The following is a 14172-nucleotide window of genomic DNA, read 5'->3' on the forward strand; positions in this document are numbered from 1 at the left end:
TTCAGTCCTTAGGCGGCGGGGATCAGGCGCTCGAAGAGCGCCTCCAGGGTATTGAAACGTTGTTCCGGGCGCTCCATCGGCACCTGGAACCTGAACAGGGTGGCGCCTTCGAACTTGTAGCGGGTCGGCGCGCTCTGGATCAGCTTGATCAGGGTCAGCGGGTCGACGCAGGTGTCCGCAGCGAACTCGACGCGCCCGCCCTGGGGCCCGGCGTCGACCTTCTTGATGCCCAGGGTCTCGGCCCGCAGCTTGAGCAGGGTCAGGCGCACCAGGTTCTTGGTCGGCTCCGGCAGCAGGCCGAAGCGGTCGATCATCTCCACCTGCAGCTCCTTCAGGCCGTCCTCGTCGGCGGCCGAGGCGATGCGCTTGTAGAGGATCAGGCGTGCGTGCACGTCCGGCAGGTAGTCCTCGGGAATCAGCGCCGGCACCCGCAGATTGATCTCCGGGCCACCGCCGAGCGGCTGCTCCAGGTTGGGCTGCTCGCCCTTGCGGATGGCCTTGACGGCTCTTTCCAGCATCTCCATGTAGAGGGTGAAGCCCACCGCCTGGATCTGCCCGCTCTGGCCGTCGCCGAGCAGTTCGCCGGCGCCGCGGATTTCCAGGTCGTGGGTGGCCAGGACGAAGCCGGCGCCCAGGTCCTGGGCATTGGCGATGGCCTCCAGGCGTTTCTGCGCGTCGTCGGTCACCTGCTTGCGCGGCGGGGTGAGCAGGTAGGCGTAGGCCTGGTGGTGGCTGCGGCCGACCCGGCCGCGCAACTGGTGCAGCTGGGCCAGGCCGAACTTGTCGGCGCGCTCGATGATGATGGTGTTGGCGCTGGGCACGTCGATGCCGGTCTCGATGATGGTCGAGGCGATCAGCACGTTGAAGCGCTTGTGGTAGAAGTCGCTCATCACCTGTTCCAGCTCGCGCTCGCGCATCTGTCCGTGGCCGATGCCGATGCGCGCCTCGGGTACCAGCTCGGCCAGGTCGGCGGCGCACTTCTCGATGCTCTTCACGTCGTTGTGCAGGTAGTAGACCTGGCCGCCGCGCAGCAGCTCGCGCAGCAGCGCCTCCTTGATGGTCGGGTTGTTCTGCTCCATGACGAAGGTGCGCACCGACAGGCGGCGCGCCGGCGGGGTGGCGATGATCGACAGGTCGCGCATGCCGGAGACCGCCATGTTCAGCGTTCTCGGAATGGGGGTCGCCGTGAGCGTGAGGATATCCACCTCGCTGCGCAGGGCCTTGAGCTGTTCCTTCTGGCGCACGCCGAAACGGTGCTCCTCGTCGATGATCACCAGGCCCAGGTTGGCGAACTTGACGTCGTCCTGAAGGAGCTTGTGGGTGCCGATGACGATGTCGACCTTACCCTCGGCCAGCTGCGCCATGGCCTCGCCGACTTCCTTGGCGCTCTTGAAGCGGCTCATCACCTCGACCTTCACCGGCCAGTCGGCGAAGCGGTCGCGGAAGCTGTTGTAGTGCTGCTGGGCCAGCAGGGTGGTGGGTACCAGCACCGCGACCTGCTTGCCGCTGTGTACGGCGATAAAGGCGGCGCGCATGGCCACCTCGGTCTTGCCGAAGCCGACGTCGCCGCAGACCAGGCGGTCCATCGGCTTGCCCGCCAGCATGTCTTCGCGCACCGCATCGATGGCGGCCTGCTGGTCCGGGGTTTCCTCGAAGGGGAAGCCGGCGCTGAAGGTGACGTAGTCGAGCTGCGGGTCGCTGAAGGCGAAGCCCTCGCGGGCGGCGCGGCGGGCGTAGATATCCAGCAGCTCGGCGGCGACGTCGCGCACCTGTTCGGCGGCCTTGCGCTTGGCCTTTTGCCAGGTTTCCGAGCCGAGGCGGTGCAGCGGCGCCAGGGCGTCGTCGCTGCCGGTGTAACGGGCGATCAGGTGCAGGCTGGCGACCGGCACGTAGAGCTTGGCCTCCTCGGCGTATTGCAGGGCGAGGAACTCGGCGCTCTGGCCGTCGATTTCCAGGGTGATCAGGCCCTGGTAGCGGCCCACGCCGTGGTCGATATGCACCACCGGCGCGCCTTCGCGCAGCTCGGTGAGGTTCTTGATCACGTTGTCGCCGGCGTCGCGGGTCTTCTCCCGGCGGCGCCGCTGCATCACCCGCTGGCCGAACAGCGGGCTCTCGGCGATCAGCGCCAGGTCGTCGAGCAGCAGGCCCTCGTCCAGCGGGGCGATGCAGATGGCCAGGCGCTCGGCGCTGGCGCCGAACTCGGCCCAGCCCTCGACCGTTCTGGGCTTGAGCTTGAGGCGCGCGAGCAGCTCCAGCAGCACTTCGCGCCGTCCCGCCGATTCCGCGCAGAACAGCACCCGTCCCGGGTGCTCCTCGATGAAGCGGCGCAGCGCCGCCAGGGGTTCGCTGGCCTTGGCCTGGATCGCCAGGTCCGGCAACGGGCGGGCGGCGAAGCGCTGGCGACCGACACCGGGCTCGATGTCGTCCTGGCTGACCACCACCCGCGGCCAGTCCTTGAGGCGGGCGAAGCAGTCCTCCACCGGCAGGAAGATGTCGGCCGGCGGCAGCAGCGGGCGCTCGGGGTCGACCCGGCGCTCCTCGAAGCGGTTGCGGGCATCCTGCCAGAAGTGCTCGGCGGCCTTCTCCACCCCCGGCAGGGAAAACACCTGGGTGTCCTGGGGCAGGTAATCGAACAGGGTCGCGGTCTGCTCGAAGAACAGCGGCAGGTAGTACTCGATGCCGGCCGGGGTGATGCCGGTACTCAGGTCCTGGTAGATCGGGCAGCGGCGGAAGTCGACGTCGAAGCGCTCGCGAAAGCGCCCGCGGAAATCGGTGACGGCCTTCTTCTCCAGGGGGAATTCGCGGGCCGGCAGCAGCTTGATCGACTCGACCTTGTCCACCGAGCGCTGGGTCTCCGGGTCGAAGGTGCGCAGGGTCTCGATCTCGTCGTCGAACAGGTCGATGCGGTAGGGCTGCTCGCTGCCCATGGGGAACAGGTCGAGCAGTGCGCCGCGCACGGCGAACTCGCCGTGCTCGTAGACGGTGTCGACGCAGCGGTAGCCGGCCGCCTCCAGGCGCAGGCGCATCTGCTCGACATCGAGCTTCTGGCCCACATCCAGCACCAGGCTGCTGCCGAGCAGGAAGCCGGTCGGCGCCAGGCGGTGCAGGGCGGTGGTGATGGGCACGACCAGTACGCCGTGCTTGAGCGCCGGCAGGCGGTAGAGCGCGGCGATGCGCTGGGAGATGATGTCCTGGTGCGGCGAGAACAGGTCGTAGGGCAGGGTTTCCCAGTCGGGGAAGTGCAGTACCGGCAGTGTCGGGGCGAAGAAGCTCAGCTCCTGCTCCAGGCGCTCGGCGCTCTGGCTGTCGGCGGTCAGCAGCAGGGTGAAGCGCCGGGCGGCGCTGGCGGCCTCGGCGATGGCCAGGCTCAGGGCGGCGCCGGGCAGGTTGCCCCAATGCTGTTTTCCGGCGGAGGCCGGCAGGGGCGGCAGGCGCAGTACGGACGTGGTCGGTGAAGACACGGGCGGCTCACGGTCGTGGTACAAGGCCGGCGATTGTAGCGGGGCAGGGCGTATCGTGTCAGTCGCGACAGGCGCGCATTGCTCATGCCTGCGTGCGCCGTCATAATGTAGCCCCTTTTTTCAGCCCCTACATGTGGAAGGTACTGCCCGTGACTCAGAAGCCCGACCAGTGTCTTGGTGAGTGGATCGATCGAGAAGCCCTTGCGGAAGCGATGATTCCGATGATTGGCCAGCTCTACCGCAACAACAACGTGGTCACCTCGATCTACGGCCGTAGCCTGATCAATCGTTCCGTCATCCAGATCCTCAAGGCCCACCGTTATGCCCGCCATCGTCTGGATGGCGATGCCGAACTGTCGGTGCATGACACCTTCCCGATGCTCAAGACCATGTGCGAGCTCAAGCTGGGCGCCGCCTCCGTGGACCTGGGCCGGATGATGGCCAAGTACCTGCAGGAAGGTGCCGGTCGCGGCATCGAGCAGTTCGTGCGCGACGAGCTGGGCTCCGTGGCCGGGCAGCAGAATGCCGTGGCGCGCAAGGGCACCGACGTGGTGCTCTATGGTTTCGGTCGCATCGGCCGCCTGCTGGCGCGCATCCTGATCGAGAAGACCGGTGGTGGCGACGGCCTGCGCCTGCGCGCCATCGTCGTGCGCAAGGGTGCCGAGAACGACCTGGTCAAGCGCGCCAGCCTGCTGCGCCGCGACTCGGTGCATGGTCCCTTCGATGGCACCATCACCATCGACGAGGCGAACAACACCCTGACCGCCAACGGCAACCTGATCCAGATCATCTACTCCAACGATCCGGCGTCCATCGACTACACCCAGTACGGCATCCAGGATGCCCTGCTGGTCGACAACACCGGCAAGTGGCGCGATGCCGAGGGCCTGGGCCAGCACCTCAAGTGCCCGGGTATCGACCGCGTGGTGCTGACCGCGCCGGGCAAGGGCGAGCTGAAGAATATCGTGCATGGCATCAACCATGGCGACATCACCGCCGACGACCGCATCGTCTCGGCTGCGTCCTGCACCACCAACGCCATCGTGCCGGTGCTCAAGGCGGTCAACGACAAGTACGGCATCGTCAACGGTCACGTCGAGACCGTGCACTCCTACACCAACGACCAGAACCTGATCGACAACTTCCACAAGGGCAGCCGTCGTGGTCGCAGCGCCGCGCTGAACATGGTGATCACCGAGACCGGTGCGGCCACCGCCGCGGCCAAGGCGCTGCCGGTGCTCAAGGGCAAGCTGACCGGCAACGCGATTCGTGTGCCGACGCCCAATGTGTCCATGGCCATCCTCAACCTCAACCTGGAGAAGGCCGCCAGCCGCGAGGAGATCAACGAGTACCTGCGCTACATGGCGCTGCACTCGGACCTGCACAAGCAGATCGACTTCGTCAATTCCCAGGAGGTGGTGTCGACCGATTTCGTCGGCTCGCGCCATGCCGGTGTGGTGGATGCCGATGCGACCATCGCCAACGACAATCGCGTGGTGTTGTACGTGTGGTACGACAACGAGTTTGGCTACAGCTGCCAGGTCGTGCGCGTGATGGAAGACATGGTGGGCGTTAACCCGCCGGCCTTTCCGGGCTAAGGCTCAGGCCAGCGTGTAAAAAAAAACGGGAGCTTCGGCTCCCGTTTTTCATTTCCGGGCATGGGGTGGTTGCGCAGTGCCTCCGGCGGGGTGTCCGAAGTCGCCCGGGCAGGGGCTGGAGGAGCCTGTGGCGCGCAGTCCGGCTCGTTCCGTGCGGGTGCTCGCTGCCGGTCGGCGGGGCTTCGAGCATGGTTGGAGTGATGCTCCAGTGCGAGCTTGGGCTTCGTTTCTCGGCTGGCTTGCGTCAAGTTGTCGCTGCTGCGCCTACTTGACTGAAAACTCAAAAAAAGCAAGCGCTTGGGTGGTCAGCCAGTGGTCGTCTCTCTATAATTGAGCGGATTTTTTACCCGCGTTCGACACTCCAGTTCTCACCGATTGCTGGCTCGCACTGGTTTTCGATATGAGCCGCTCCAGGTGTCGGTCGTATTCTAAAAAAAGCTTATAAATCAGTGGTTAGGCAAACCTATGATCAAAATTAAACATGGGCTCGACTTGCCCATAACAGGCGCGCCGGCGCAACGCATCGAGGCCGGAAGGCCCGTGCGCAGCGTCGCCGTCATAGGCTTCGATTATCACGGTATGAAGCCTACGATGGAGGTTCAGGTCGGTGATCGGGTCAAGCTCGGTCAGGTGCTGTTTTCCGACAAGAAGACGCCCGGTGTGACCTACACCGCGCCGGGGGCGGGCGTGATCAGCGCCATTCACCGCGGCGAGAAGCGCGTCCTGCAGTCGGTGGTGATCGATCTCGACGGCGACGAGCAGCTGACCTTCGCCCAGTATCCGGCCGCCCAGCTGGACAGTCTGAGCGTCGAGCAGGTGCGTGAGAATCTGCAGCAGTCCGGCCTGTGGACCGCGCTGCGTACCCGTCCGTTCAGCAAGGTGCCGGCCATCGACGCGGTGCCCAGCTCGATCTTCGTCACCGCCATCGACACCCATCCCCTTGCCGCCGACCCGTCCGTGGTGATCGGTGAGTACGCCGGCGACTTCGAGAACGGCCTCAAGGTGCTGAGCCGCCTGGGCAAGGTGTTCCTGTGCAAGGCCGAGGGCGCGAGCCTGCCGGGCGAGCAGCAGGCCAACGTCCAGGCCGAGGCCTTCGCCGGTCCGCACCCGGCCGGTCTGCCCGGTACCCACATCCACTTCCTCGATCCGGTCAGTGCCGGCAAGAGCGTCTGGTCGATCAACTACCAGGACGTGATCGCCGCCGGCAAGCTGTTCACCAGCGGTCAGCTGTGGGTCGAGCGCGTGGTCGCCCTGGCCGGCCCCGTGGTCGAGCAGCCGCGTCTGCTGCGCACCCGTCTGGGCGCCAATCTGGAGGAGCTGACCGCCGGCCAGCTGCAGTCCGGCTACAACCGGGTGATCTCCGGCTCGGTGCTCGGCGGCCGCACGGCCCAGGGCGCCTTCGCCTTCCTCGGCCGCTACCACCTGCAGGTGTCCTGCCTGGCCGAGGGCTCCGAGCGCGAGCTGATGCACTACCTGCGTGCCGGGGTGAACAAGCATTCGGTGTTGAACGTCTTCGTCTCCAAGCTGATGGCGGCGAAGAAGTTCGCCTTCTCCACCACCACCAACGGCAGCCCGCGCGCCATGGTGCCGGTCGGCAACTATGAAGAAATCATGCCGCTGGACATCCTGCCGACCCAGCTGTTGCGCTACCTGATCGTCGGCGACACCGAGATGGCCCAGAAGCTGGGTTGCCTGGAACTCGACGAAGAAGACCTGGCGCTGTGCACCTACGTGTGCGCCGGCAAGTATGAATACGGCCCGATCCTGCGGGACAACCTCGCCCGTATCGAGAAGGAGGGTTAAGCCATGGGGATTCGCGATTTCCTCGACAAGATCGAGCACAACTTCGAGAAGGGCGGCAAGTACGAGAACTGGTATGCCTTGTACGAAGCCATCGACACCTTCTTCTATCGTCCGGGCAGCGTGACCAAGACCACCGCCCACGTGCGCGACGGCATCGACCTCAAGCGCATGATGATCACCGTGTGGCTGTGCACCTTCCCGGCGATGTTCTTCGGCATGTGGAACGCCGGCTATCAGGCCAACCTGATCTTCGCCAACAGCCCCGAGCTGCTGGCGACCCAGGAGGGCTGGCGCTTCGCCCTGATCGGCTCGCTGGCGGGGTTCGACCCGAACAGCCTGTGGGACAACTTCGTCCAGGGCGCCGCCTGGTTCCTGCCGGTCTATGCGGTGACCTTCATCGTCGGCGGTTTCTGGGAAGTGCTGTTCGCTTCGATCCGCAGGCATGAGGTCAACGAAGGCTTCTTCGTCACCTCGGTGCTGTTCGCCCTGATCCTGCCGCCGAGCATTCCGCTGTGGCAGGTGGCCCTGGGCATCAGCTTCGGCGTGGTGATCGGCAAGGAAGTGTTCGGCGGTACCGGCAAGAACTTCCTCAACCCGGCCCTGACCGGTCGCGCCTTCCTGTTCTTCGCCTACCCGGCGCAGATGTCCGGCGATGCGGTGTGGACCACGGTCGACGGCTTCGCCGGCGCCACGGCACTGAGCCTGGCGGCCTCCGGCGGCATCGAGAACGTCATCGGCCAGGGCATCAGCTGGATGGACGCCTTCGTCGGCACCATTCACGGTTCCCTGGGCGAGACCAGCACCCTGGCCATCCTCATCGGCGGCGGCGTGCTGGTGCTGACCAAGATCGCCTCCTGGCGCATCGTCGCCGGCGTAATGCTGGGCATGGTCGGCCTGAGCCTGCTGTTCAACGCCATCGGCTCGGACACCAATCCGATGTTCGCCATGCCCTGGCACTGGCACCTGGTGGTCGGCGGCTTCGCCTTCGGCATGCTGTTCATGGCCACCGACCCGGTGTCGGCGTCCATGACCAATACCGGCAAGTGGATCTTCGGTGCCCTGATCGGTGTGATGGTGGTGCTGATCCGCGTGGTCAACCCGGCCTTCCCGGAAGGCATGATGCTGGCGATTCTGTTCGCCAACCTGTTTGCACCGCTGATCGACCACTTCGTCGTTCAAGCCAATATCAAGCGGAGGCTGGCACGCAATGTCTAGTCAAAAAGAATCCACCGTCCGCACGCTGACGGTGGCCCTGCTGGTGTGCCTGGTGTGCTCGGTGTTCGTCGCCGGCGCGGCCATCGCGCTGAAGCCGACCCAGGTGGACAACCGCCTGCTGGACAAGCAGCGCAGCATCCTGGCGATCGCCGGTCTCGGCGATGCTGCGATGAGCGGCAAGCAGGTTAAGGAACTGTTCGCCAGCACCATCAAGGCCAAGCTGGTCGACCTGGAAACCGGCACCTTCTCCGAGGCCCACGATCCGGTCGTCTTCGACCCGCTCAAGGCCTCCAAGGACCCGCAGCTGTCCAGCGTGCTGCCGGCCAGCGAGGACATCGCCGGCATCAAGCGCCAGGAGCGCTTCAGCACCGTCTACGTGGTGGAGCAGGACGGTCAGGTGCAGACCCTGATCCTGCCGGTGCGCGGCTATGGACTGTGGTCGACCCTGCACGGCTTCATCGCGCTCAAGGGCGACCTGAACACCGTGGTCGGCATGGGCTTCTACCAGCACGGCGAGACGCCGGGTCTGGGCGGCGAAGTCGACAATCCGAAGTGGAAGGGCCAGTGGCCGGGCAAGACCCTGTTCGATGCGAACGGCGAGTTGGCCGTGGCCATCGTCAAGGGCGGCGTCGATCCGCAGAGCCCGCAGGCCGAGCACCAGGTCGACGGCCTGGCCGGCGCCACCCTGACCAGCAACGGGGTGGACAACCTGCTCAAGTTCTGGCTCGGCCAGAACGGCTTCGGTCCGTTTATCGCTAACCTGCGCGCAGGGGAGGCTTGATCATGTCGCAGCCGACTATTAAAGAAGTCCTGCTCAACCCGATCTTCAACAACAACCCCATCGGCCTGCAGATCCTCGGGATCTGTTCGGCCCTGGCGGTGACTTCGAACCTGCAGACCGCCCTGGTGATGTCCGCGGCGCTGACCTTGGTGACCGGGTTCTCCAACCTGTTCATCTCGATGATCCGCAGCCAGATCCCCAGCTCGATCCGCATGATCGTGCAGATGGTGATCATCGCCTCCCTGGTGATCGTGGTGGACCAGGTGCTCAAGGCCTACGCCTTCAGTCTGTCCAAGCAGCTGTCGGTGTTCGTCGGTCTGATCATCACCAACTGCATCGTGATGGGCCGTGCCGAGGCGTTCGCCATGCAGAACCCGCCGGTCCTGTCGTTCTTCGACGGTATCGGTAACGGTCTGGGCTACAGCGCCATGCTGATCGCCCTGGGCATCATTCGCGAGCTGTTCGGCGCGGGCAAGCTGATGGGCTACGAGATCATTCCGGTGGTCAACGACGGCGGCTGGTATCAGCCCAACGGCATGCTGCTGCTGCCGCCTTCGGCCTTCTTCCTGATCGGCCTGTTCATCTGGGCCGTCCGCAGCTGGAAGACCGACCAGGTGGAGAGCAACGCCTACAAGATGGCCCCGCAGGTCTCGAATAAGGAGGCGTACTAATGGAGCACTACATCAGCCTGTTCGTCCGAGCGGTGTTCGTCGAGAACATGGCGCTGGCGTTCTTCCTCGGCATGTGCACCTTCATCGCCATCTCCAAGAAGGTGGAGACGGCGATCGGCCTGGGTATCGCCGTGGTGGTGGTGCTGGGCATCACCATGCCGGTCAACAACCTGATCTACACCAACATCCTCAAGGACGGTGCGCTGGCCTGGGCCGGCCTGCCCGAGGTTGACCTGAGCTTCCTCGGTCTGCTGACCTTCATCGGTGTGATCGCGGCGCTCGTGCAGATCCTCGAGATGACCCTGGATAAGTACGTGCCGGCGCTGTACAACGCCCTCGGCGTGTTCCTGCCGCTGATCACGGTGAACTGCGCCATCATGGGCGGCTCGCTGTTTATGGTCGAGCGCGATTACAACCTGGCCGAGAGCACCGTCTACGGTGTCGGCGCCGGCGTCTCCTGGGCCCTGGCCATCGCCGCGCTGGCGGGTATTCGCGAGAAACTCAAGTACAGCGATGTGCCGGCCGGCCTGCAGGGGCTGGGTATCACCTTCATCACCATCGGCCTGATGTCGCTGGGCTTCATGTCCTTCTCTGGCGTGCAGCTGTAAGGAAAGGATGAGCAGATGATCAATTTCGAGATATTCCTAGCGATCGGCATGTTCACCGCCATTGTGTTGGCGTTGGTGCTGATCATCCTCGCGGCGCGCGCCAAGCTGGTCTCCAGCGGCGACGTGAGCATCGAGATCAACGGCGAGAAGACCATAGTGGTGCCGGCCGGCGGCAAGCTGCTGCAGACCCTGGCCGACAACGACATCTTCCTGTCGTCGGCCTGTGGCGGCGGCGGCACCTGCGCCCAGTGCAAGTGCGTGGTGGAAAGCGGCGGCGGCGAGATGCTGTCGACCGAGGAGTCGCACTTCACCCGGCGCGAAGCCAAGGAAGGCTGGCGTCTGTCCTGCCAGACCGCGGTCAAGCAGGACATGAAGATCGAGGTGCCGGAAGAAGTCTTCGGCGTGAAGAAGTGGGAGTGCACGGTCGAGTCCAACCCGAACGTGGCGACCTTCATCAAGGAGCTGACCCTCAAACTGCCGGAGGGCGAGAACGTCGACTTCCGCGCCGGCGGTTACGTGCAGCTGGAGTGCCCGCCGCACACCGTGTACTACAAGGACTTCGACATCCAGGAGGAGTACCGCGGCGACTGGGACAAGTTCAACCAGTGGAAGTACGTGTCCAAGGTCGACGAGACCGTGATCCGTGCCTATTCCATGGCCAACTACCCGGAAGAGCGCGGTCTGGTGAAGTTCAACATCCGTATCGCCTCGCCGCCACCGGGCAAGGACGATCTGCCGCCGGGCAAGATGTCCTCCTACGTGTTCAGCCTCAAGCCGGGCGACAAGATCACGGTGTACGGACCCTTCGGCGAGTTCTTCGCCAAGGACACCGATGCCGAGATGGTGTTCATCGGTGGCGGTGCCGGCATGGCGCCGATGCGCTCGCACATCTTCGACCAGCTCAAGCGCCTGAAGTCCAAGCGCAAGATCAGCTTCTGGTACGGCGCGCGCTCCATGCGCGAGGCCTTCTACACCGAGGAGTACGATCAGCTGCAGGCGGAGAACGAAAACTTCAAGTGGCATCTGGCGCTGTCCGATCCGCAGCCTGAGGACAACTGGACCGGCCTCAAGGGCTTCATCCACAACGTGCTGTACGAGAACTACCTGAAGGACCACCCGGCGCCGGAGGATTGCGAGTTCTACATGTGCGGTCCACCCATGATGAACGCCGCGGTGATCAAGATGCTGGTCGACCTGGGCGTGGAGCAGGAGAACATTCTGCTCGACGACTTCGGCGGCTAAGAATGGGGCATGCGGTACTCCAGCCCGTTATCGCGGTCGCCTTGGCGGCCGCCTTAACGGGCTGTTGGTTTTCCGAGGGGGTCGAGGAGTTCGGCGGCCCGACCATGGGCAGCACCTACTCGGTCAAGTACGTACGTGCCGAAGGCACGCCGGGCCCCGACCGGCTCAAGGCCGAGACCGAGGCGATCCTCGCCGAGGTCGACCGGCAGATGTCCACCTACCGCGACGACTCGCTGATCTCCCAATTCAACCGCGCCCCGGCCGGCAGTTGCATGGCCATGCCGGATGCGTTGTTGCAGCTGGTGCGCGCCGGGCAGGCGCTGGCGCAGGAGAGCGGCGGGGCCTTCGACCTGACCCTGGAGCCCTTGCTCAACCTCTGGGGCTTCGGCCCCCAGGCACGGGTCGAGCAGGTGCCGACTGCGCAACAGTTGGCCGAGGCGCGCCGGCATACCGGCCATCGGCATCTGCGCATCGAAGGCGCTCAGCTGTGCAAGGATGTCGACCTGCAACTGGATCTCAACAGCATCGCCGCCGGCTACACGGTCGAGCGTATCGTCGCCCGCCTGGGCGAGCTGGGGGTCAGTCGTTACCTGGTGGATGTCACCGGGGAGCTGAAGGCCGCCGGCCGCAAGCCCGGAGGCGAGCCCTGGCGTATCGCCATCGAGGCGCCGCGGGACGATCAGCGGGTGGCCCAGCGCATCCTGCAGCTGGACGGCTACGGCATCTCCACCTCCGGCGACTACCGCAACTATTTCGAGGAGAATGGCACGCGCTATTCCCATACCCTGGACCCGCAAACCGGCGCGCCCATCACTCACAAACTGGCGTCGGTGACCGTGGCCGATCGATCGACCTTAAGGGCCGATGGCTTGTCCACATTGTTGATGGTGCTGGGGCCCGAGCGTGGCCTGGCCTACGCTGAAGGGGCCGGTATCGCGGCCTTTTTCGTGACCCGCGATGGCGAGGGCTTCGTCACACGGACTACCGCGGCATTCGAGCAACTGTTCGCCGCAGGAGAAGAGCAATGATTTTTGTAGTGGTTTTTCTGGCCATGCTGCTGATGGTGGGCCTGATGGCGGTCGGCGTGATCATGGGGCGCAAGCCCATCGCCGGCTCCTGTGGCGGCATCGCCAACCTGGGCATCGAGAAAGAATGCTCGATCTGCGGCGGCAGTCGCGAGAAGTGCGAAGAGGTCAATCGCGCGCCGGAGCAGCCGGCCGCCGACCTGGCATACGACGCGACCAAGCGCTGATGCCCGGCCGCGTTGCGCGGTCAGATTGATTGCCGGCACTCATCCGCAGTGCCGGTCCTGCCGAGGGTGCGCCATAAGCGCTCCGGTGTGATCCGAAGGAGTAAACATGGCGGTCTACAACTACGATGTAGTGGTGCTGGGCTCCGGCCCGGCGGGTGAGGGGGCGGCGATGAATGCCGCGAAGGCCGGGCGCAAGGTGGCGGTGGTCGATACCCGCCGCGAGGTCGGCGGCAACTGCACCCACCTGGGCACCATTCCGTCCAAGGCGCTGCGTCATTCGGTGCGCCAGATCATGCAGTTCAACACCAACCCGATGTTCCGCCAGATCGGCGAACCGCGCTGGTTCTCCTTCCCGGATGTGCTCAAGAGCGCCGAACGGGTGATCGGCAAGCAGGTCACCTCGCGCACCGGCTACTACGCGCGTAACCGCATCGACCTGTTCTACGGCACCGGCAGCTTCGCCGACGAGCAGACCATCGAAGTGGTGTGCCCCAGTGGCGTGGTGGAGACGCTGGTGGCCAAGCAGATCGTCATCGCCACCGGTTCGCGCCCCTATCGTCCGGCCGACGTCGACTTCCGCCACCCGCGGGTCTACGACAGCGACACCATCCTGACTCTGAGCCACACCCCGCGCCGCCTGATCATCTACGGCGCCGGGGTCATCGGCTGCGAGTACGCCTCGATCTTCAGCGGCCTGGGCGTGCTGGTCGACCTGATCGACAACCGCGAGCAGCTGCTCAGCTTCCTCGATGCGGAGATCTCCGACGCCCTCAGCTACCACCTGCGCAACAACAACGTGCTGATCCGGCATAACGAGGAGTACGAGCGTATCGAGGGCCTGGACAACGGGGTGATCCTGCACCTGAAGTCCGGCAAGAAGATCAAGGCCGACGCCCTGCTCTGGTGCAACGGCCGCACCGGCAACACCGACAAGCTGGGCCTGGAGAACATCGGCATCCAGGTCAACAGTCGCGGTCAGGTCGAGGTCGACCAGAACTACCGCACCGAGATATCCACTATCTTCGCCGCGGGCGACGTGATCGGTTGGCCGAGCCTGGCCAGTGCGGCCTACGACCAGGGGCGCTCGGCCTCCGGCAACATAGTCGAGAACGACAGCTGGCGTTTCGTCGACGATGTGCCGACCGGCATCTACACCATTCCTGAGATCAGCTCGATCGGCAAGAACGAGCGCGAGCTGACCCAGGCCAAGATTCCTTACGAAGTCGGCAAGGCCTTCTTCAAGAGCATGGCGCGGGCGCAGATCTCCAGCGAGCCGGTGGGCATGCTGAAGATCCTCTTCCATCGCGAGACCCTGGAGGTGCTCGGCGTGCACTGTTTCGGCTATCAGGCCTCGGAGATCGTGCACATCGGCCAGGCGATCATGAACCAGAAGGGCGAGGCGAACAGCATCAAATACTTCGTCAACACCACCTTCAACTACCCGACCATGGCCGAGGCCTACCGGGTGGCGGCGTTCGATGGGCTCAACCGGCTTTTTTGAGCGGCTCCGACCGGTGGCCTGAGCCGGTCGGGGAGGACCC

General features: G+C 64.9%; 11 protein-coding genes. 10 read left to right on the forward strand and 1 reads right to left on the reverse strand.

Translation table 11 applies throughout. The annotated features are described in order from the left end of the window. Positions 1-8 precede the first annotated feature (8 nt). Positions 9-3461: a transcription-repair coupling factor gene (gene mfd / locus ACSX1C_RS02805; protein ID WP_439888144.1), complete on the reverse strand. Its 3453-nt coding sequence runs from the start codon at positions 3459-3461 to the stop codon at positions 9-11. 131 nt (positions 3462-3592) lie between these two features. On the opposite strand from mfd, the gene ACSX1C_RS02810 reads away from it, so the two are divergent. The 10 genes from ACSX1C_RS02810 to sthA all read left to right on the forward strand — a co-directional run bounded on the left by ACSX1C_RS02810 (position 3593) and on the right by sthA (position 14132). Further along, the gene (locus tag ACSX1C_RS02810; RefSeq protein WP_318642165.1) at positions 3593-5059 is read left to right on the forward strand and encodes a glyceraldehyde-3-phosphate dehydrogenase; all 1467 of its coding nucleotides are present in this window, start codon (positions 3593-3595) and stop codon (positions 5057-5059) included. 465 nt (positions 5060-5524) lie between these two features. Next, the gene (locus ACSX1C_RS02815; protein WP_439888145.1) at positions 5525-6862 is read left to right on the forward strand and encodes a Na(+)-translocating NADH-quinone reductase subunit A; all 1338 of its coding nucleotides are present in this window, start codon (positions 5525-5527) and stop codon (positions 6860-6862) included. 3 nt (positions 6863-6865) lie between these two features. Next, complete coding sequence (locus tag ACSX1C_RS02820) at positions 6866-8077, forward strand: NADH:ubiquinone reductase (Na(+)-transporting) subunit B (protein WP_439888146.1); 1212 nt, start codon at positions 6866-6868, stop codon at positions 8075-8077. Next, positions 8070-8858, forward strand: coding sequence for a Na(+)-translocating NADH-quinone reductase subunit C (locus tag ACSX1C_RS02825; RefSeq protein ID WP_439888147.1), 789 nt, complete (start codon positions 8070-8072; stop codon positions 8856-8858). The genes ACSX1C_RS02820 and ACSX1C_RS02825 overlap by 8 nt, the downstream gene beginning before the upstream one ends. Then, complete coding sequence (locus tag ACSX1C_RS02830; protein WP_439888148.1) at positions 8855-9529, forward strand: NADH:ubiquinone reductase (Na(+)-transporting) subunit D; 675 nt, start codon at positions 8855-8857, stop codon at positions 9527-9529. Before ACSX1C_RS02825 ends, ACSX1C_RS02830 begins: the two co-directional genes overlap by 4 nt. After that, positions 9529-10137 (forward strand): NADH:ubiquinone reductase (Na(+)-transporting) subunit E, encoded by a 609-nt coding sequence (nqrE, locus tag ACSX1C_RS02835; RefSeq protein ID WP_318642159.1) that lies wholly within the window; start codon positions 9529-9531, stop codon positions 10135-10137. Before ACSX1C_RS02830 ends, nqrE begins: the two co-directional genes overlap by 1 nt. Positions 10138-10152: 15 nt before the next feature. Further along, on the forward strand, positions 10153-11379 hold the full coding sequence (gene nqrF / locus ACSX1C_RS02840; protein WP_439888149.1) for an NADH:ubiquinone reductase (Na(+)-transporting) subunit F: 1227 nt from the start codon (positions 10153-10155) through the stop codon (positions 11377-11379). A 2-nt stretch (positions 11380-11381) separates the two neighbouring features. Continuing rightward, positions 11382-12407, forward strand: coding sequence for an FAD:protein FMN transferase (locus tag ACSX1C_RS02845; protein WP_439888150.1), 1026 nt, complete (start codon positions 11382-11384; stop codon positions 12405-12407). After that, on the forward strand, positions 12404-12631 hold the full coding sequence (gene nqrM, locus ACSX1C_RS02850; protein WP_318642156.1) for a (Na+)-NQR maturation NqrM: 228 nt from the start codon (positions 12404-12406) through the stop codon (positions 12629-12631). The genes ACSX1C_RS02845 and nqrM overlap by 4 nt, the downstream gene beginning before the upstream one ends. A gap of 106 nt (positions 12632-12737) precedes the next feature. Then, a complete protein-coding gene (gene sthA, locus ACSX1C_RS02855) occupies positions 12738-14132 on the forward strand; it encodes a Si-specific NAD(P)(+) transhydrogenase (RefSeq protein WP_318642155.1) in 1395 nt (464 codons plus the stop codon). Positions 14133-14172: the final 40 nt, after the last annotated feature.

Source organism: Pseudomonas sp. MBLB4123, assembly GCF_051904775.1.
Classification (GTDB): domain Bacteria; phylum Pseudomonadota; class Gammaproteobacteria; order Pseudomonadales; family Pseudomonadaceae; genus Aquipseudomonas; species Aquipseudomonas benzenivorans_B.

Coding starts and splice junctions, on each gene's coding strand:
- ACSX1C_RS02810 (WP_318642165.1), top strand. CDS start 3,593: ATGTGGAAGGTACTGCCCGTGACTCAGAAGCCCGACCAGTGTCTTGGT.
- ACSX1C_RS02815 (WP_439888145.1), top strand. CDS start 5,525: ATGATCAAAATTAAACATGGGCTCGACTTGCCCATAACAGGCGCGCCG.
- ACSX1C_RS02820 (WP_439888146.1), top strand. CDS start 6,866: ATGGGGATTCGCGATTTCCTCGACAAGATCGAGCACAACTTCGAGAAG.
- ACSX1C_RS02825 (WP_439888147.1), top strand. CDS start 8,070: ATGTCTAGTCAAAAAGAATCCACCGTCCGCACGCTGACGGTGGCCCTG.
- nqrE (WP_318642159.1), top strand. CDS start 9,529: ATGGAGCACTACATCAGCCTGTTCGTCCGAGCGGTGTTCGTCGAGAAC.
- nqrF (WP_439888149.1), top strand. CDS start 10,153: ATGATCAATTTCGAGATATTCCTAGCGATCGGCATGTTCACCGCCATT.
- ACSX1C_RS02845 (WP_439888150.1), top strand. CDS start 11,382: ATGGGGCATGCGGTACTCCAGCCCGTTATCGCGGTCGCCTTGGCGGCC.
- nqrM (WP_318642156.1), top strand. CDS start 12,404: ATGATTTTTGTAGTGGTTTTTCTGGCCATGCTGCTGATGGTGGGCCTG.
- sthA (WP_318642155.1), top strand. CDS start 12,738: ATGGCGGTCTACAACTACGATGTAGTGGTGCTGGGCTCCGGCCCGGCG.